Annotated in this window: 17 protein-coding genes and 1 tRNA gene; 5 read left to right on the top strand and 13 right to left on the bottom strand. The window is 39.4% G+C overall.

Annotated features, from left to right (window positions below):
* Positions 1–201: 201 nt before the first annotated feature.
* A complete protein-coding gene (locus R2Q80_RS02650) occupies positions 202–510 on the top strand; it encodes a DUF3817 domain-containing protein (RefSeq protein ID WP_316798091.1) in 309 nt (102 codons plus the stop codon).
* A 77-nt stretch (positions 511–587) separates the two neighbouring features.
* A tRNA-Leu gene (locus R2Q80_RS02645) sits at positions 588–667 on the top strand.
* Positions 668–748: 81 nt separating this feature from the next.
* Here R2Q80_RS02645 and hscB read toward each other — a convergent pair.
* From hscB to R2Q80_RS02580, 13 genes are all read right to left on the bottom strand, one after another.
* Complete coding sequence (gene hscB, locus R2Q80_RS02640) at positions 749–1,285, bottom strand: Fe-S protein assembly co-chaperone HscB (RefSeq protein ID WP_316798090.1); 537 nt, start codon at positions 1,283–1,285, stop codon at positions 749–751.
* A gap of 79 nt (positions 1,286–1,364) precedes the next feature.
* On the bottom strand, positions 1,365–2,765 hold the full coding sequence (rseP, locus tag R2Q80_RS02635; protein ID WP_316798089.1) for an RIP metalloprotease RseP: 1,401 nt from the start codon (positions 2,763–2,765) through the stop codon (positions 1,365–1,367).
* 29 nt (positions 2,766–2,794) lie between these two features.
* A complete protein-coding gene (locus R2Q80_RS02630; RefSeq protein ID WP_316798088.1) occupies positions 2,795–3,967 on the bottom strand; it encodes a 1-deoxy-D-xylulose-5-phosphate reductoisomerase in 1,173 nt (390 codons plus the stop codon).
* A gap of 19 nt (positions 3,968–3,986) precedes the next feature.
* Positions 3,987–5,483: a GH3 auxin-responsive promoter family protein gene (locus R2Q80_RS02625; protein WP_316798087.1), complete on the bottom strand. Its 1,497-nt coding sequence runs from the start codon at positions 5,481–5,483 to the stop codon at positions 3,987–3,989.
* Positions 5,484–5,522: 39 nt separating this feature from the next.
* Positions 5,523–6,350 carry a hypothetical protein gene (locus tag R2Q80_RS02620; protein WP_316798086.1) on the bottom strand — a complete coding sequence of 276 codons (828 nt, stop codon included), beginning with the start codon at positions 6,348–6,350 and terminating at the stop codon, positions 5,523–5,525.
* Positions 6,347–7,315 carry a glycosyltransferase gene (locus tag R2Q80_RS02615; RefSeq protein ID WP_316798085.1) on the bottom strand — a complete coding sequence of 323 codons (969 nt, stop codon included), beginning with the start codon at positions 7,313–7,315 and terminating at the stop codon, positions 6,347–6,349. Before R2Q80_RS02615 ends, R2Q80_RS02620 begins: the two co-directional genes overlap by 4 nt.
* A 1-nt stretch (position 7,316) precedes the next feature.
* Positions 7,317–8,267: a glycosyltransferase family 2 protein gene (locus tag R2Q80_RS02610; RefSeq protein WP_316798084.1), complete on the bottom strand. Its 951-nt coding sequence runs from the start codon at positions 8,265–8,267 to the stop codon at positions 7,317–7,319.
* Positions 8,268–8,400: 133 nt separating this feature from the next.
* The gene (locus R2Q80_RS02605) at positions 8,401–8,970 is read right to left on the bottom strand and encodes a DUF4199 domain-containing protein (protein ID WP_316798083.1); all 570 of its coding nucleotides are present in this window, start codon (positions 8,968–8,970) and stop codon (positions 8,401–8,403) included.
* Between the two features lie 11 nt (positions 8,971–8,981).
* Entirely contained in the window at positions 8,982–9,650 is a 669-nt protein-coding gene (locus R2Q80_RS02600; protein ID WP_316798082.1) for a hypothetical protein, read from the bottom strand.
* 99 nt (positions 9,651–9,749) lie between these two features.
* Positions 9,750–11,006: a dihydroorotase gene (locus tag R2Q80_RS02595; protein WP_316798081.1), complete on the bottom strand. Its 1,257-nt coding sequence runs from the start codon at positions 11,004–11,006 to the stop codon at positions 9,750–9,752.
* Positions 11,003–13,042, bottom strand: a complete 2,040-nt coding sequence (locus R2Q80_RS02590; RefSeq protein WP_316798080.1) for a BatA and WFA domain-containing protein — start codon at positions 13,040–13,042, stop codon at positions 11,003–11,005. The genes R2Q80_RS02595 and R2Q80_RS02590 overlap by 4 nt, the downstream gene beginning before the upstream one ends.
* A gap of 119 nt (positions 13,043–13,161) precedes the next feature.
* Entirely contained in the window at positions 13,162–13,566 is a 405-nt protein-coding gene (locus tag R2Q80_RS02585) for a hypothetical protein (RefSeq protein WP_316798079.1), read from the bottom strand.
* An 18-nt stretch (positions 13,567–13,584) separates the two neighbouring features.
* Positions 13,585–15,147, bottom strand: a complete 1,563-nt coding sequence (locus R2Q80_RS02580; RefSeq protein ID WP_316798078.1) for a L,D-transpeptidase family protein — start codon at positions 15,145–15,147, stop codon at positions 13,585–13,587.
* A gap of 277 nt (positions 15,148–15,424) precedes the next feature.
* Here R2Q80_RS02580 and hisG point away from each other — a divergent pair, with 277 nt between their 5' ends.
* The 3 genes from hisG (at position 15,425) to hisC (ending at position 18,741) form a co-directional block, all read left to right on the top strand.
* Entirely contained in the window at positions 15,425–16,276 is an 852-nt protein-coding gene (gene hisG, locus R2Q80_RS02575; protein ID WP_316798077.1) for an ATP phosphoribosyltransferase, read from the top strand.
* 60 nt (positions 16,277–16,336) lie between these two features.
* Positions 16,337–17,620, top strand: a complete 1,284-nt coding sequence (hisD, locus tag R2Q80_RS02570) for a histidinol dehydrogenase (protein WP_316798076.1) — start codon at positions 16,337–16,339, stop codon at positions 17,618–17,620.
* 80 nt (positions 17,621–17,700) lie between these two features.
* Entirely contained in the window at positions 17,701–18,741 is a 1,041-nt protein-coding gene (gene hisC / locus R2Q80_RS02565; RefSeq protein ID WP_316798075.1) for a histidinol-phosphate transaminase, read from the top strand.
* Positions 18,742–18,743: the final 2 nt, after the last annotated feature.

Raw genomic sequence — 18,743 nt, 5'->3', positions numbered from 1 at the left:
CCTGATTTTCCGGCATGCCATTCGGATCCATCCATACAAATTCCCAATGGTGACCATCAAGGTCGTTAATACTACACGGATACAGGAGACAAATTAATAGGTTAGTTTAAACAATTTCGAAATTAAACAGGAAAGTGTAAAATCATGATTTAGTTTTTGTTCAGCCACAGCTTTAACTTACTTTCGGAAAAAATCAGTTTCATGAGTTCTCTTTCCATTTTTCGCAAAGTTGCCGTAGCAGAAGGTATTTCTTATCTATTTTTGTTGTTGATTGCTATGCCAATTAAGTACCTGTTGCATTATAAAGAGGTAGTTAAGTATACTGGCTGGCTACACGGGATTTTGTTTATTGCCTATATAGCCTGTCTGGTGATGGCCTGGCAAGAGCAGAAATGGAAATTTGGTAAAGCCATTTTGATTTTTCTGGCTTCATTACTTCCCTTTGCGCCATTTGTAGTGGATAGGAAGTTAAAAGACGAGCGGCCGGAAAATGCAAACAACACTCCGTAAATCAATTACGAACTATTTTAAAATATTTTTTGCTTTTTCATTTTCGTTATCTACATTTGCAACCCCGTCCAACACATGCCCGGATGGCGGAATTGGTAGACGCGCTGGTCTCAAACACCTGTGGGAAACCGTGCCGGTTCGACTCCGGCTCCGGGTACGGATTAAAGCCTTAGAGAAATCTAAGGCTTTTCTATTTATAGAAAATATTTATTCTGTAAGTACCCTACTCCATCTGAACTTAGCGAGGAAGTTTCTCCCGGATACGATCTATGTATTTTTGCCGATAAAAATTATCTTTAAGGGCGGGAAACAATGTTTCCGAAGCTGCCGGATTTTCGTCGAACTGATTAGTAAGTTCCTTCATTTCCGCAGCAAGTTCCTGTTCAATGTTTGCAACAGCTTTACTTACTTCGGCCAGCTTTTCAGCATCAGGCTCAAACTGCAAATCCATCAGCGCCTCGTTAACGTCCATCATTTCCATTAAAAACGATTGCGGCAACTGATAGCCTTCATCTGTTTCGACTATCCCCTTAAGCGTTAATACATAGCTCAGACGCTTTTTAGTATTGCTTAAGGTTTGATAAGCTTTATTATTCAATGTAGATAGTGCCAGCACTTCATTTTGTTTATCCTCACTTTCGTTTGCATAAAAATCAGGGTGGTATAACTTGCTTAAGGCGTAGAATTTGGTTTTGACTGCCGCCTGATCAGGATTGAACGATATGGGTAATTCGTAAAATCCGAAATAATCGGGCTGTGATGTTTGTTCGCTCATGATTTTATAAATTAAAAAAGCCGCAAATGCACCGGCTTACAATCAGCCCTGCATTTGCGGCAATATTATCAAATTGGTTTTACTTACCGAAAGATTTTAAAATATCATTACCAAACGCAAACACCATTAAGCAAATCAGGATCACAAAGCCTACAATCTGAGCCCGTTCCAGTACTTTTTCGCTTACTGGTTTTCGTTGAACCATTTCAATGAGCAGGAACACGACATGCCCCCCATCTAAACCCGGGATCGGCAATAAATTCATAAAGGCAAGTGCCATTGAAATCAGCCCGGTCAAGGTCCAGAACTTAACCCAGTCGAAGTTACTGCCATAAGCTTTGGCAATACCTACCGGGCTGCTGATGTTACGTGCACTTAATTTACCGGTAATCATTTTACCAATACCTTTCGCATTATCAAGGAAGGTGCTCCAGGCCATGTTAGCACCAATAGGAAGTGATTCAGCAAATCCGTAATCGATGTGAGCACTTTCAGGCAATTTAAAGTTAGGGCCAACACCTATTGTTCCGTCGCTATTCACGATTGGATTAAAGGTGATTTCCTTGCCTTTACGTAAAGCAACGATTGTTACCTTTTTATTTTTATTAGCCGAAACCTCATCTTTAAACTGATCAAAGAAAGTGACAGGCTTGCCGTTAACGGTTAAAATACTATCCCCAGGTTTTATACCTGCACTATAAGCCGGATATAATGGCTTTTCGAACTTCCGTCCGAATAATTTATCTAAAATTTTACCGATAAAAGATTGCTCATCCACAGAAGGATCCGGTACCACAACTTTTTCTATGCTTTGCATCCGGTACCTGGGCGCGATGAAGTTATCTTTTTCGTTTTTAGAGATTTTGTTTAAGATGGTATCAGGTACTGAAACATAAAGGGTTTGGTTGCCACGCAAAATAGTCAGCTGGGCACCGTCAAACAAAACTTTGCTGGAAATGGCATCTTCAAAACGGATCAGTTTGTTTCCGTTGATGGCTAAAATCCTATCCCCGTTTTTCAGTCCGATTTCTTTCCCAATATTCCCTACAGAAATTCCGTAGGTCAGTTTGCCATTAACGGTGTAGTTCTGTCCGTATTTGAAAGTAAGCATCCAGAAAATGATGACGCCCACAATGACATTTACGATAATACCACCAAGCATCACAATTAAACGTTGCCAGGCTGGTTTTGAGCGAAACTCCCAAGGTTGAGCAGGTTGAGCCATTTGCTCAGTATCCATACTTTCGTCGATCATTCCGGCAATTTTCACATAGCCGCCCAAGGGTAACCATCCCACACCGTACTCCACATCCCCTTTTTTAAAGCTAAACAGTTTAAAACCCCATGCATCAAAAAACAAATAAAATTTTTCTACTTTAATACCAAATGCCCTGGCTGCCAGAAAATGTCCTAATTCGTGTAAGATAACCAATAAAGACAATCCAAGCAGCAGCTGCCCCGCCATAATCAATCCATTCATATTCTATTATAATATTTTTATGTTAGATGTTAAACTATACTTTTTGTTACCAATTCGCCGGCTAAGATACGGCTATGTTTGTCAGTTTCTAAATAATCGTCTAATTGCGGGAGTTCTATGAATTTGATTTCATCCATACACCGTTCAATTACATCGCTCATTTGCAGGAAACCTATTTTGTCTTTCAAAAATGATTCTACTACTACCTCATTCGCTGCATTTAAGATACAGGGCATATTCCCTCCTTTTCGCAATGACTGGAATGCTAAACCCAGGTTTCTAAAGGTTTCCATATCGGCCTGCTGAAAGCTGAAGTTGGGATAATCCAGAAAATTAAAACGTTTAAAATCGTTTTTTAGCCTGTCGGGATAGTTCAATGCATACTGAATAGGCAATTTCATGTCTGGCACACCCATTTGCGCTTTCATCGATCCGTCTGTAAACTGAACAATTGAATGGATAATGGATTGCGGGTGAACAATTACATCGATCTGATCTACTTCGAGATTAAAAAGCCATTTAGCTTCAATCACTTCCAGGCCTTTATTCATCAATGAGGCAGAATCGATAGTAATTTTAGCCCCCATTACCCAGTTAGGGTGTTTTAAAGCCTGTTCTTTTTTTACGGTTGAGAGAAATTCCCGGCTTTTGCCCAGAAAGGGTCCGCCAGATGCGGTCAGATAAATTTTTTCGATCTCGTTTTGCGTTTCACCCACCAGGCATTGAAAAATAGCAGAGTGTTCAGAATCTACAGGGAGAATCTTTACCTGATATTCGGCAGCCAGGCGGGTAATGTATTCGCCTGCTACCACTAAGGTTTCCTTATTGGCCAAAGCAATGTTTTTTCCTGCTTTAATGGCAGCAATAGTGGGCTTTAACCCAACAGAGCCCATCAGGGCAGTGAGCACAATGTCGCTGTCAGGATAAGCAGCTACTTCTGTGAGTGCCTGCTCACCAGCTAATACGGTGATGGATAGAGGCGCAAGGGCATCTTTCACATAGCTATACTGACTGTCATCGCAGATGACAACAACCGAGGGTTTAAATGCTTTGGCTTGTTGGATCAACAACTCGGCATTTTTTAAGGCAGATAATACAGATACTTTGAAAATACCGGGATTATCGCGCACCACCTCGAGCGCCTGAGTACCGATGCTCCCGGTAGAGCCGAGAATGGTTATATTTTTATGTTGTTTTGTCAATGTTTTTTTGAATCTCTATTTAAATCACATATTGTTTAAGGCCGTCGGCCAGTTTCCGGTCATTACTTAATCTTGGCACCTTATTCTGTCCACCTAATTTCCCTTCGCTCTTCATGTAGTTAACGAACGCGTCCTTTTGAAGCGACCTGATTACAAGAGGCTGAAGAATATTTCCCTCAATGAGGTCAAAGTAATAAATATTTTTCTTCTGCAAAGCCTGATCTACCTTTTTACTAAAGGCTGCCAAATCTTCTGGCGCAGACGAAAACTCGATAAACCACTCGTGATAAGGCAATTCCCCTGCTTTGGGGTTTACTTGTGGTGCAACTGTAAATTCGGTAATTTCTACTTGTTCTTCGTTGGCTACACTTAACAAGGCATGTTCTACCTCTTCACCAATAACATGCTCGCCAAATGCCGAAATGAAGTGTTTGATCCTGCCTGTTACAACAATTTTATAGGGATCTTTTGAAACAAATTTTATGGTATCGCCAATGCTGTATCCCCATAAACCGGCGTTGGTATTGAGGATTAGTGCATAATTAATATCTAATTCAATCTCGCCCAGTGACAAACGGGTTGGATTTTCATTGTATTCATCTGCAGGAATAAACTCATAAAAAATCCCTGCATCTGCCAGAAGCAGCAATCCTTTTTCTTTTTGTGAGTCCTGGTAAGCAATGAAGCCTTCTGATGCGGGATAGGTTTCTATAGAATCTATTTTTTTTCCGATGCTTTGTTCGATCTTTGCCCTGTATGGTTCAAAGTTTACGCCCCCGTAGATAAACAGGCTAAAGTTCCTGAAGATTGATGCAATTTTTGCGCCTCCGCTTTTTTCAGAAAGTTTATCGAAATACATCTGTACCCATGGTGGAATACCAGAAATGAGGGTCATATCTTCATCGATCGTTTCCTCAACAATGGCATCAACCTTTTGCTCCCAGTCTTCGATAATATTAGTTGGGTAGGATGGCAAACGGTTTTTCTGCAAATAAGCGGGCACATGGTGTGCAACAATTCCAGATAAGCGGCCAATATTGATCCCGTGTTTCACGGTCAATACCGGGCTCCCCTGCAGGAAAATCATCTTGCCGTTTACAAAATCAGCCTTTCCGGTTTCATGAATATAGGTTAAAATGGCATTTCTTGCAGCCTTAATGTGCTCGGGCATCGACTCTTTAGAAAGCGGAATATATTTTACCCCTGAAGTGGTTCCTGATGTTTTGGCAAAATAAAGTGGCTTACCTTTCCAAAGCACGTCGGCCTCTCCCGCCACCACGCGATCTACATAAGGTTTTAAACCTTCATAGTCCTGAACGGGTACTTTTTTGCGGAAATCTGCATAATTTTTTATTTCTCCGAAATGATGGTCTTTTCCGAAGGCTGTATATTTAGCTTCAGCGATCAGGCGCTGAAGTATCTTAGTCTGCGCACCAACAGCGTTTTTTTTCCATTTATTAATCTTCCAAACAGCAAACGCTGCAAAAGGCTTACTCAATGCCGCTTTTAATCCCATACTTTAAGATTTGATGATTGATGGTGAACAACCGCGATGCTAAACGATATTATGCAAGATATCCGGATGCTCATCACCTTTATATTCGCCTGCAATTTTACGATAGGCTACCGTCAGGGCAACACTAGATAGTGGAACAATGATAAATGAACTTAAAATATTAACGATGAAAGCCACAAATGGCCAGTGTAACAAATTAAATAGCAGGTATATTAAATAGCCTCCACCCAAAACCAATAACAGTAATAAAATTTTAGTAAAGTTCCCTTTTGTAATGGCTAAACTTAATTTGATTGATTCGAAAGGGGCAGCATTTTTATCGATAATAAAAAATGGAAAAAAAGAAATTCTCAGCCAGGTAATAAATAAGGCTAGAATTGCAATCCCCACTGCCACCTGAGTAATGATGACGCCTGTTTCCCTGAAGCTGCTTACCCAGCCAATTTGGACCAGATACCTCAAAACTGGGTCTAATATATATAGCACCGGAAACAAAATCAATCCAATGAATAAAATACAGCCAATGAAATACAGGGTTGCAATCAGGAACCTGATAATCTGCTGTCTGGTTGGTAAGGTATCAACAATTTTAACATCGTGCTCCTCATCATCCATCAGGTGAAAAATGTATTTAAACAAAGAAAGGTTAATGGTGAAATACAAAAACACGAAAACAGCTGCCATTACAAAACTGAGCGCCTTGCTTACATCTTTAATAAAAAAGGCCATCAGGCTGGATGCACTGGCTGTGATAAACATGAGGAAGCACAGGGTAGCAATAGAAAAATAATGTTTTCTGGTGATGCTCCATGCCTTCTGAATCACATCGTTAACGGCAAACGTACTTTCTTTTAAATAGTTGATCATTGTTGTTTGAATACCACTCTTTTAAATAAATCCTGTATAAATCCTAAGCCATAGGCAGTTAATTGGATGAAGGAGGATATAATGCTCAAAAATGCAACTTTTAAAGATTTATTTACAGACCAGGCGTGAAAAAATATCAACATAAAATAAATCAGCAAAAAGAAATTGCAAACATAGGCCAGTGGCGGGTAAATAAAGTTGCACAATACGGTAAATCCAAGGCCCAGGGTAAACATTGCCGGGAAGAAGTGAACCAGCTTTAATTCTTTGGGGAAATGTTTATAAATATTAATTCTTGCCCTGCCAAAAAAGTGCAGTTGTTTATAAAACTGGATAAAGCTTGTACGGCGTTTATGGTACACCTTTGCATTTGGGATTAAACCGATTTTAAAACCATTTTCATGAATCCGGATGCTGTACTCGATATCTTCGCCCAGGCGGGTAAGGATAAAACCTCCTACCTTTTCATATGCCTGACGGGAAATACCCATGTTGAAACTACGCGGATGAAACTGGCCTACATGTTTTTTATTGCCACGAATTCCGCCAGTTGTAAAGGGCGAGGTCATGGCATAGCTAATGGCTTTCTGTACAGGCGTAAAGCTATCGTGTGCAGCATCAGGACCGCCATAAGCATCTAAATGATGTTCGAACAAATAGTTTTTAACAATCTCCAGGTAGTCTGGTGGTACGAGAATATCGGAATCAAATATAATGAAATAGTCTCCATTTGCCCTTTCAAAGGCATAATTCCGGGCAAAACCCTGACCAGCATTTTCTTTGAAATAATATTTAATATCAAGCTTATCCTGATAGGACTCAACAATTGCCTTCGCATCAAGTTTAGATCCATCTTCAATCACCAGAACCTCAAACTGCAAATAGGTTTGTTTGGTAAGGGTATATAAAAGCTCGTCTATTTCCTGCGGACGATTGTAAAGCGGTATGATGATGGAGAAAAACATTTTATTTTAGTTCCTTTTCTATCAGGTATTGGTTTCTTTCTGGTGCATTACGGGATAAAAGTTCAGCAATGAATCCGGCAAGAAACATTTGGGAGCCAACTACAATAGCCACTAATGATAAATAAAATAAGGGTTGCTGGGTAACATCGCGATAAGCCAGGCCTTGCCAGATCAAGATCTTCTTTTCTATTAAAATATAAAGCGACATGATAATGCCGATAAAGAAACTCAAAACGCCTAGTGAGCCAAAAAAATGCATCGGGCGTTTTCCAAATTTACCGACAAAGAAAATGGAGAGTAAATCTAAAAAGCCATTGATAAACCTGCTGAAACCAAACTTTGTGGTACCATATTTACGGGCACGGTGTTCTACAACCTGCTCTGCGATTTTGCTGAAACCTGCCCATTTTGCTATAACCGGAATGTAACGGTGCATTTCGCCATATACCTCAATGGTTTTAACCACATCGCAACGGTACGCTTTTAAACCACAGTTAAAGTCATTCAGCTCTATGCCGCTCATCTTACGGGTTGCAGCATTGAACAGTTTAGTAGGTATTGTTTTAGTGATGGGATCGTAGCGTTTCTTTTTCCAACCTGAAACTAAATCCAGTTTTTCATCTTTAATTCTTCTGTACAGTTCGGGGATTTCATCAGGACTATCCTGCAGATCGGCGTCCATGGTAATCACTATGTCGCCCTGGGTTGCCTCGAAGCCTACATTTAAGGCTGCAGATTTACCATAATTTCTTCTGAATTTGATTCCTTTAATTGCAGGATTGTTTGCCCGAAGCGCTTCGATAACATCCCATGATTTATCCGTGCTACCATCATCAACCAAAATAACTTCATAAGTAAAGCTATTTTCAACCATTACTTTATCGATCCATGCCGTTAATTCAGGTAAAGATTCGTCTTCGTTAAACAAAGGTACTACAACTGATATATCCATTTATGAGTATCAAGATTCGAGCATCTGGTATCAGAACCTAAGTCCTGTCAGCAAAACTCTTTTAAAATAAAACGTGCAAATTTCATCAAATTAAATGATAAAACCTGCACGTTCGAAATTTTGTAATTGCTAATTAAGCTTCTTTAGGGAATGTACTTAAACTTTCTGGCTGTTTTTTCTTTAGAATTGCAGACAAAATTAGTGAGAGAACACCATACATAGCAATTGAAACACCAAAGCTGGTTAGAATATTTTTGAAGGTTGGTTCAAGCTTTTCCTGCATATTGCCTGCTTTGGCTAAGGCTTCGTCAATTTCTTCGTTACCCAAACCAAACTTAGCCATCATGGCTCTTTGTGCATCTTCAATAGCAGCAGCTGCTTTGGCAGGAAGATCCGGATCAATAACTTTCATCAATATCACGTTATATAGCGTTGCTGTTATCGCCAGGATAAGCGAAATAATTAAAAATGCTTTAAAAGCCTCTCCGAAACTCCAGTATCCACCGATTTCTTTTCTGATATTAATTCCTGAGACAACCAGTAAGGCTATAAATAAAATAAAGATTCCAATTTGAGCTGCGAAGCTCGTATATACAAGCACCGGATTGATAAAATGTAGTGTTAACGAAACAACTATTGATACTGCTGCCAGTATAAAGCCGTATTTAAGAGATAGCTGTGAAATTTGAGCACTTTTGTCCATATATGTTTAATTTAGTTATTGATTGTGGTAATCAAAGTATAAGATGCCGCATCGAAGGCTTTGTTACTGCTAAACTGAATTAATTCTTTATTGGTGGTTGCACTGCCTTCCACATCGAGGAAGAACACCATAAAAGGAACAAAAAGTTCCTGTAGCTCTTCACTTATATTTAAATTCTTAGCTGCTTTACAAATATCCTCTACACTGCTCTCCGCTAAATTCTGGTTGCTGATCATTTCTTCATAAATTTCAAATTCATCTTGAAATTCATCATCTTCTACCAATAAAAACTCTTTCAGGAAATCGCCCAATTCAGGCTCAATATCCTCATCCTTACATTCTTTGATATAGAGTAGAAGGTTTAACAACTCGGAGCCACGCTCAATTGTCTCTTCCTCAATATTTGCCCACTCATCACTTTCCAGGTAGTCATCCTCAAGCTTCTGAACATCGCTGCTGAAGAAATTTACCATGAGTAAGTCGAAGAAAATTTCGCGTAATGGTTCAAAGTCTGGATGGGAATCAAAAACAGCATCAAAAGCCGTTGCTTTGTCTAAAAAGTTAAGGTCAAGCTCAAAAGTTGCGATCAACTCCGTTTCGAAACCTTCAACGTTTATTTCAGAAACTTCAGCATATTTATTTAATGAAGCGACAAGCGCTTTTTTTACTCTATTATCCATGTTTTTATCGTATCAAGTGTTTTGTTTAAGTAGCGAGTAGCCCCAGTAATGAGTATCAGGTATCCAATATCAGGTAGTGGATCTGGAAAAGCTTGTCTTTTAATTTTCCTGGTATTGATTATTATTATAAACTAAGATCACTTTTCCCGTAAGTTCAGTTCCTAACAGCGGGTTATTTGCTGATTTGGAAAAGTTACTGGCAGCATTATACAACCATTTGTCACTCGTGTTAAAGATGGTAAAGTTTGCTACCGCCCCTTCCTCCACAACGGGGATAGTTAAATTTAGTAATTTTCGCGGGTTTATTGATAACTTCTCTGCAATTAATCCGGCATCCAGTCCCGCCTTTATTAACAAAGGAAGAACCGTCTGCAGCGCGATAATTCCATAATGCGCAATCTCAAACTCCACGTTTTTAAATTCAATTTCTTCAGGACGGTGTTGTGAAGTAATGGCATCGATCGTTCCGTCTTTCAAACCGGCTATTAATGCTTTCACATCAGATTTGCCCCGCAGTGGCGGTTTCACTTTATAGTTGCTGTCAAAGTCGGATAAGAGTTCTTCGGTAAAAACCAGGTGATGAGCGGTAACATCGCAGGAAATCTGTACGCCATCTTTTTTCGCTTTGCGAATTAAGGCAACCGAACCTGCTGTTGAAATATTACTGATGTGAATTTTAGTGTCATTATAGGACGCCAAAAAGATATCACGTGCGATATGCATTTCTTCAGCTAAAGCTGGCAATCCCTTCATACCGAAAAGCACCGAATTTTTACTCTCATTAATTTGTGATTTACCGGCTATGGATTTATTTTCCGGATAAACCATTAGTAAGGCCTGCAAACCTTTGGCATATTGCAATGCACGGCTCATAAAGCCATCGTCTTGCAGCGCTTTATCACCATCAGAGAATGCCACTGCTCCGGCTTGCTGCATATCAAATAATTCAGCTAGCTCTTTGGCTTCACGATTCTGACTGATTGCGCCAACAGGATAGACATCAACAAGGTTATTTTTGGCTTTATTGATGATATATTCTACCTGCGATTTCGATTGAACAACCGGGCTGGTTTGCGGTAAAAGGGCCAAACCCGTAAAACCTGCTGCCCTGGCGGTTTGGGTTAGCGTTTGAATATCTTCTTTGGTTTCGAAACCCGGATCACCTGCAACACAGTTCAGGTCGAAAAAACCAGGTGTTAGAAAAGCTCCCTGAGCATCGAAAAGTGTTTCATCTTTTCCAGGAGATATTTTTCCTATGCTTTGAATTTTACCATCAACGATCCTGACATCGCATTCTTGTTTATTGAAACTACTTTGCGGATCGGCAATGGTTACATTTTTAACTAGGAGATTCATATTGTTTTTTTAGGGTTTTTAAAAAATCGTATGAGCAAAATTTCTGCTGCAATAAAAATCAGCGACAAAATTAGACAAAGTTTCCATAATGTTTGTCCGATTTTGTTACTGCCAGAAATTAATTTCACCGCATCTTTATCTGTATCAAATATTTTCAGGTTGCTCTTTTCAGCAAGATTGCTTAGCTCGGTTTTACTCAGGTAGTGCATGTCCGACTCACTTCTACCACTATTAAAAGCGTACACATTGATTAATGAATCTGCTAGAGTAAGGTTGTAAAATCCGGCCTGCTTAACCTGGTCGGCAACATATACAAGGGTTTTTCCATCAGTCTGGCGGATTTCCGGAATGGCCTCAAAATTATTAGCAGTTAATTTCAGCGTCTGATTTCTGCCCAGGTTGATCTTTGTGCTCGCCAGCGCATTATCATTATTAAGGCTATAATATAAAGCGTTGTCGTTTCCTCCATTTAGGGCAACCTGATACATCAGTGGAACAAAAAGCGGATGGCGTGCGAGATTTCCATCAGCCGGATTAAGCCCTGATGCGGATAAGTAAACTGATCCGTTACCCATACCGAACTTTGCAAAAAAAAGCTTACCACCAGGTAAAGACAAAACAGACTCCTTATTTGCGGCATTGCTTTCAGCAAAGGTAAAATACCTGGTAGCAACAGGTAGGTCGAGGTTTTTTGGAATTTCCTCAAATACAGATTTAAAAACCGGATTTTGCAGGTCAATCTGATCAACCCTAGCTTCAGTTTTATCCAAGCGATCTATAACGGGCAGCGAAAGACCGCGGAGAAAGGTATTATAAGTTTGCTCATCGGCATCCATATCCGGGAAGATCACAATTTTACCACCAGATTTCAGATAGGCCTTCAGTTGCTGAGCCAATCCACTTGATGGATTCTTTAATTCACTTAACACGATCAAACCAAAATTGGGAAAAGCACTGTAGCTGATGTTACCTTCAGTATTTTCTGTTAGCTTATAGTAAGGATCGGCAGCATAAAGTGACTTGATGTAACTGCCTCCATTAATACCGTTGATATTTAATACGGGCATACTATCATCTACTTTAAATGCAAATGACAAGGTATCATCGAAAGTTACAGGAAAATCTTTTATGGTAATAATACCTTTTTGCCACCCCGTCTTTAATCCGGAAAAACTTAAAGTATCGGATAAAGTTTTGCCCGCCGGTATAGTTACTGCGCTTAATCCTTTTTGCTGGCTGTTAATAGTTAACTTCAGGGGGATATTTTTTGCTTCTTCATCTGAATAGTTTTTTAAACGGACTACCAGTTTCTCGCTTGCATTGGGTTGGTGATTCGGCGAAAGCAACCAAACGCTATCTACAGCAACATTTGCTAAGGAAGTAGCATTTAATTTAAGAAGTGAATATCGGATATCAGCTTTCGTTTCAAGTTTTTTTCCGTTGGAGAGATTCTGTTGAAAATCGGAGATCAGGAAACTGTATTTGTTGGCAGAAGCAGTTAATACGTTTCCCTGGCGGTTTAAAATCTGCTGCAGGTTTCTTTGTGCTGAAGATATTTTGACATCATCCAGTGCTTTGAGAAACTCATCTTTGCTTAACAACCGCTGATGCCTGCCCTCGAAATCGTTGGTTAAAAGCTGAAAACGATCGTTAATCCCAAAACCGTTAACCAGTTCCTTTGCCCTCCTCCTGGCTTCATCTAACAAAGTGCCATCTTTATTAACGGCCTCCATGCTGTAAGAATTATCGATATAGATACTTACAGCATTATTCAAAGAAACTGTTTTCTGATCGGATAACGGAATGTAAGGTTGTGCAAAGGCAAGTACTAAAAAGATAATTGCCAGTATCCTGGAAGCCAGAATAAGAAGGTTTTTTAGTTTCTCTTTTGATGAGTTTTGTTGTTCTACCTCTTTAAGAAGCTGAACATTTGAGAAGTAGACTTTCTTAAATTTCCGGAAATTAAATAAATGAATAACAACCGGGATAGCAACCGATATTAGTGCAAAAAGAAAGCCCGGATAAAGAAAATTCATTAAAAACCAAAGATAGAAAAATTATGGAAAGCTGCGAATGAGAAGTGTAATAAAACCATGTAACCTTGTATCAAAGCAAACTGGCTTTCCCAATTACATGATAGATATGCTCAGCAGGATTAAAAGCTGAAACCTGGAAATTCGATATTTACAATTTTCCACTGGCCGTTATTTAACGCGAAGTAAAGCTTAAATGGCCCGCTGATGATTTTAGATTCCGTTTTCAATACGGCTCTAAAACCTGCTACACCCTCAACATATCCCATTCCCTTGCCGCCATCCAGCAATTCAAAATTTACATCGATGATATCATACCGCCCGCCTGCATATTCGTCTGACTGTCCAAAAATACCTTTCAAGCGGCCAATTACCACCTCTTTGCCAATCACTTTTCCCTGGGGAAGAATAAAGAAATCATTTAATTCGGCTGTTATCGACTTTGATTGTTTAAACCAGGAGCTGATAAATCTAATGGCTGAATTTACGATGTCGGCCTGATGGTTGAACTGGGAGGTACCTTGCATGTGGCAAATCTACAGCTTCTATCTGAATTTTCTCATCGCCATCCATAGCTTCTCATCCATATCATAAACATCCGGACGATATTCAATCTTATTATTCTCCGACCAGGCTGTGAAATATGTGATCAAAAGTGGAACACTTTTCTTAGGAGAGAACCATGCCGGTTTCAATTGAAAAGCTTTTAAGGTATCGGCTTTGGCGGCCATACGTTTCTTATACCATTTGTTATGCGTGCTGTCAACCGGAGGCAAATCAACCTCAGCTCTTAACTTGTCATAGGTATAAGTATCTCCCACCAACTTTTCAGCAAAGTCCAATGGTTTTTCAATACGCACACAACCATGACTGATGGCACGGTTACTCAAATTGAAACCGTTTTTATTGTTTGTATCGTGCAGGTAAATGCTCGAACTATTATCAAAAATAAATTTGAATTTTCCCAGGGCATTACCACCACCCGAGCCTTGTTTAAATTTAAAAGGTAGTTTTTCTCTCGAGTATTTATTCCAGTTTATGGTATCAGGCTCGCCAATCAATTTGTCTTTATAATAAACTTTAATATTACTGTTTGAAAGATAATACGGATCCTTCCGAGCCATCCAGTATATCTCGCTCTGCGCGATACTTACCGGGATATTCCAGATTGGATTTGCCTGGATGGAATTGATTTTACTAAACAACAATGGCGTCTCATGGTTCTTCGGCTTGTCATCAAGACTACCCGACTTCGCAAAAGCTTTTAACTTTTCTTCATAACCACTTTCGCGTCTGCCGCCAACACAAACTTTCATGCTGATTACGGTGTCCTGATCATCGAACCAGGTAAGTTTAAAATCCGGAATATTCACTTGCACAAAATTATTTCCGGTTGCAGGCATCTGCCAGCGAAACCGCTCCATGTTTAATAACAGAATCCGTTTTTCACTGGCTATATCCGTATTGAGATAAGCAGTTTGCAAAGCCTTATATTGAGGCGATTTTGGCTGTGCAGATTTTAGGGAATCAAGTAAATGATCAGTTGATAAAAGCCTAACCATTCCCGCGCTGTCCGGACGCCTAACTTTGATGTAATATCTTGAAAAAATATTGCGTGGATTTACCACTCCGTATTTCAGGAAATTGGTATAGTTTAAATAGGCATTGGCACTCAAAATCTCCAGCCTGGCAATAACCGGATAGCTATCTTCAACTTTCTTAAAATTATTTTCGCCAAGCTGGCTTAGCAGGTTTTTTATTTCTTCGGTTTTAAAAACTTTAGGATTCAGCCCGTGAACTGTACTATTTTCAAGGTAACTGTTCAAAGAATCCAACTCACCGTTGATATAAAACCTGGTAACTAATTCAGGTGCATCATTATTTACAGCATAAAAGGCTTTTATAGTTTTCGGATTGATAAAACCTGGAGAAAGCTCATTCATCGTTTCAACAAAAACACTATCATAAGCAGTTGTATCGAAGTCTTTGTACATCTTATTTTTGAAATGTTCAGCTAAAACTTTTCCTATTTCCGGTGGAGACTTAAACCAACCACAAGAAGAAATAGCTAATATAAAGGGGATAATCAGAAAGCGAAAGTTTTTCAATGCGTGATGTTTTAGTACAAAAATAAGCCGATTGCAATATATAAACAGCATAAAGGCAAATTAAATGCCATTATTTTTTGTTTTACGGTTTCAAACGCTATATTTGCCAACGCTAGTCAGCTAAAGCATTGATATTGGCAGAAATAAATATATGAAATTAACTTTGAACCATCACTTACATTTGCACCATCGCCGTTAGGCGATGATATATGTTTGTTTTGTACTTCAAAACTATTTTTCCGTAAAATTATTTCTTGTTCATTCTATATTCAATACTTTGAAAACACTTAAAATTGCTATCCAGAAATCGGGTAGGTTAAACGAAAAATCTGTAGAAATATTAAAGAACTGTGGTCTTTCTTTCGAGAACTATAAAAGTTCACTAATTTCGACTGTTACCAACTTCCCTTTAGAAATTCTTTTCCTTCGCGATGACGATATTCCAGAGTACGTACAAGACGGTATTGCCGACCTTGGTATTGTTGGCGAAAATGTGATTGTAGAAACTAAAGCCGAAGTAGATTATTTACAGAAATTAGGGTTCGGAAAATGCACGCTAAAAATCGCAGTTCAGGCCACAAGCGATGTTCAAAATTTAGAAGAACTAAATGGCAAGGCAATCGCTACTTCCTACCCTGTAATTCTCGAAAAATTCCTTACAGAAAAAGGCATAAAATCCGACATCAGGACAATCTCAGGATCGGTAGAAATTGGTCCGGGCTTAGGGTTAAGCGATGCGATTTTTGACATCGTTTCTACTGGGGGAACATTGAAGAGTAACGGACTAAAACCGTTCGCTGATGTAATGCAGTCGGAGGCTGTTTTAATTGGTAACAAATCAATAGCAGACAACCCTGAAGTTGCCGAATTACTTCAAAGAATCCGTTCGGTACTGAGTGCAAAATCTAACAAATACGTGGTATTAAATGTATCGAAAGACAACCTTCAAAAAGTTGTAGATTTACTGCCTGGTGTTAAAAGTCCTACCGTGGTTCCGCTGTTTGAACCGGATTGGGTTGCCGTTCATTCTGTAATTGCTGAAGAAGATTTCTGGGATAAAATAAACAGCTTAAAAGCAGCGGGCGCTGAAGGAATTTTAGTGATGCCAATCGAGAAGATTATCCGTTAAAAAACACCAAAAAAGCTTTAAAAACACATTAACTATTAGTTAATATTAAATTATAAGACATTGAGGATCTATAATTATACAGATTTATCTAAATCAAAAATTCAGGAACTGTGTTCCCGACAGATTGAAGACGATAAATTGGTTGAAGAACGTGTGGAAGACATCATTAATATCGTTAAAAAAGATGGCGATACTGCACTCTTCAATTTCGCAAAAGCATTCGATAAAGTGGAACTGGGAAAGCTGTTCTTAGATGCTGAGGAGTTAAAAACTATTGCGTCGACTATTCCTACAGATGCAAAAAAAGCGATTGAAACTGCTTATCACAACATCAGGGCATTTCACGAATCACAGCTTAAAACAGAAGATAAAGTAGAGACCATGCCAGGCGTTATTTGCTGGCGTGAATCCAGAGCAATCGAGAAGGTCGGGCTATATATCCCGGGCGGGACAGCGGTTTTACCGAGTACATTTTTAATGCTGGCCACACCAGCATTAATCGCGGGCAGCAGAGAAATCATTGTTTGCTCGCCACCGCAAAGTGATGGTAAAACAAATTGCTATCTTGCATACTGTGCGGTGTTACTGGGAATAGAAAAAATCTACCTGATTGGTGGCGCACAGGCTGTAGCGGCAATGGCCTTCGGAACCGAAACAGTACCCCAGGTATATAAGATATTCGGCCCTGGCAACCGTTATGTAACAACTGCCAAAACGATGGTGCAAAACAAAGTAGCTATTGATATGCCAGCAGGTCCATCAGAGGTTTTAGTCATAGCTGATGAAACTGCCAATCCGTCATACGTAGCTGCGGATTTGCTTGCACAAGCCGAGCATGGAACTGATAGTCAGTCTATTTTAGTTGCTACCTCAAATGAAATCATAGCTAAGACTTTAAAAGAAGTTGAAGATCAACTTAAAGAATTACCTAGAGCAGAAATAGCCGCTAAAGCCGTAGCGAATTCTTACGCTTTATTAGTCAGCGATTTAAACACTGCCATGGCCTTTTCCAACGAGTATGCACCCGAACATTTGATTCTTGCTACCGAAAGCTTTGAATCACTAATCCCTCAGATAATTAACGCGGGCTCTGTGTTCTTAGGAAACCTGACTCCTGAAAGCGCTGGCGATTATGCCTCCGGAACTAACCATACCTTACCTACCAGCGGGTTTGCAAAGGCTTATTCGGGTGTATCAACAGATGCTTTCCTTAAAAAAATAACCTTCCAGCATCTGTCTGCAAACGGACTAAATAACATTGGAACTACCGTGGAAACACTTGCCGCAGCAGAAGGCCTGCAGGCCCACAAAAATGCGATTACAATTAGATTGAAAGAGATATAAGAACCTAGATATGAGATTGGTGAAACTAAAATGTACCCCATTCTTCTATCTTACCTCCAAAATCTCAAAACAAAAAGAAAATGGATATCAACGATTTAGTTAGAGAAAATATAAAAAACCTTAAACCATACTCTACCGCCAGAGATGAGTTTAAAGGTCAGGCATCAGTATTTTTAGATGCCAATGAGAACAGCTATGGCTCTCCCCTACCCGCAAATTATAACCGCTACCCGGATCCGTTACAGCTAGACTTAAAAGATGCGATCAGCAAAATCAAAGGTGTACCCATCGAAAATACCTTTTTGGGTAACGGAAGCGACGAAGCAATTGACCTGCTTTTTCGTGCCTTTTGCAACCCTGGAAAAGACAATGTAATTGTGCTTCCGCCAACCTATGGAATGTACGAAGTTTCGGCCAATATTAACGATGTGGAAATCCGCAAAGTAAGTCTGCTTCCCAACTTCCAGCTGGACATGGAAAAGATAGCAGAAACGATTGATAAAAACACCAAACTAATCTTCATTTGTTCGCCGAATAATCCTACAGGAAACTCTATAAACCGTGAAGATATTGAAACCATTTTAAACAACTTTAACGGGATCGTTGTAGTGGATGAAGCGTACATTAATTACGCCCGTCAAAAGACATTTATACAAGAGTTAACCGAGTATGCAAATCTGGTTATTTTGCAAACTTTTTCTAAGGCTTGGGGCCTCGCCGCTTTACGTTTAGGGATGGCATTTTCATCACGAAATGTGATCGATGTTTTGAATAAAATAAAACCTCCTTATAATATCAATCAAGCTACACAAGATTTAGCGTTTGAAGCGTTAAGAAACATTGCGCAGGTTAACGAATGGATTAAAGAATCTGTTGCCGAAAGAGAGCGACTTTCTGTCGATTTAAACAGCCTGAATATCGTCACAAAGGTTTATCCATCGGATGCAAATTTTATATTGGCTGAAGTAACAGATGCAACTAAAATTTATAACACTTTAGTTGATGAAGGAATCATTGTTCGCGACCGTTCGAAGGTAACTTTGTGTGAAGGTTGTTTAAGGATTACCGTAGGAACGAAAGAAGAAAACGACAAACTATTAACCATTCTGAAAAACTTTTAAGA

The sequence above is a fragment of the Pedobacter frigidisoli genome (genome assembly GCF_032678525.1).
Taxonomy (GTDB): Bacteria; Bacteroidota; Bacteroidia; order Sphingobacteriales; family Sphingobacteriaceae; genus Pedobacter; species Pedobacter frigidisoli_A.
The sequence above is the reverse complement of the archived record's forward strand: the minus strand, read 5'-3'. Positions and strand labels throughout refer to the sequence as shown.

Excerpts from the sequence above, each read along its gene's own strand:
- R2Q80_RS02650 (WP_316798091.1), top strand. The coding sequence starts at position 202 with ATGAGTTCTCTTTCCATTTTTCGCAAAGTTGCCGTAGCAGAAGGTATT.
- hscB (WP_316798090.1), bottom strand. The coding sequence starts at position 1,285 with ATGAGCGAACAAACATCACAGCCCGATTATTTCGGATTTTACGAATTA.
- R2Q80_RS02610 (WP_316798084.1), bottom strand. The coding sequence starts at position 8,267 with ATGGATATATCAGTTGTAGTACCTTTGTTTAACGAAGACGAATCTTTA.
- R2Q80_RS02600 (WP_316798082.1), bottom strand. The coding sequence starts at position 9,650 with ATGGATAATAGAGTAAAAAAAGCGCTTGTCGCTTCATTAAATAAATAT.
- R2Q80_RS02620 (WP_316798086.1), bottom strand. The coding sequence starts at position 6,350 with ATGATCAACTATTTAAAAGAAAGTACGTTTGCCGTTAACGATGTGATT.
- rseP (WP_316798089.1), bottom strand. The coding sequence starts at position 2,765 with ATGAATGGATTGATTATGGCGGGGCAGCTGCTGCTTGGATTGTCTTTA.
- R2Q80_RS02625 (WP_316798087.1), bottom strand. The coding sequence starts at position 5,483 with ATGGGATTAAAAGCGGCATTGAGTAAGCCTTTTGCAGCGTTTGCTGTT.
- hisC (WP_316798075.1), top strand. The coding sequence starts at position 17,701 with ATGGATATCAACGATTTAGTTAGAGAAAATATAAAAAACCTTAAACCA.
- R2Q80_RS02595 (WP_316798081.1), bottom strand. The coding sequence starts at position 11,006 with ATGAATCTCCTAGTTAAAAATGTAACCATTGCCGATCCGCAAAGTAGT.
- R2Q80_RS02585 (WP_316798079.1), bottom strand. The coding sequence starts at position 13,566 with ATGCAAGGTACCTCCCAGTTCAACCATCAGGCCGACATCGTAAATTCA.
- R2Q80_RS02615 (WP_316798085.1), bottom strand. The coding sequence starts at position 7,315 with ATGTTTTTCTCCATCATCATACCGCTTTACAATCGTCCGCAGGAAATA.
- R2Q80_RS02605 (WP_316798083.1), bottom strand. The coding sequence starts at position 8,970 with ATGGACAAAAGTGCTCAAATTTCACAGCTATCTCTTAAATACGGCTTT.
- R2Q80_RS02590 (WP_316798080.1), bottom strand. The coding sequence starts at position 13,042 with ATGAATTTTCTTTATCCGGGCTTTCTTTTTGCACTAATATCGGTTGCT.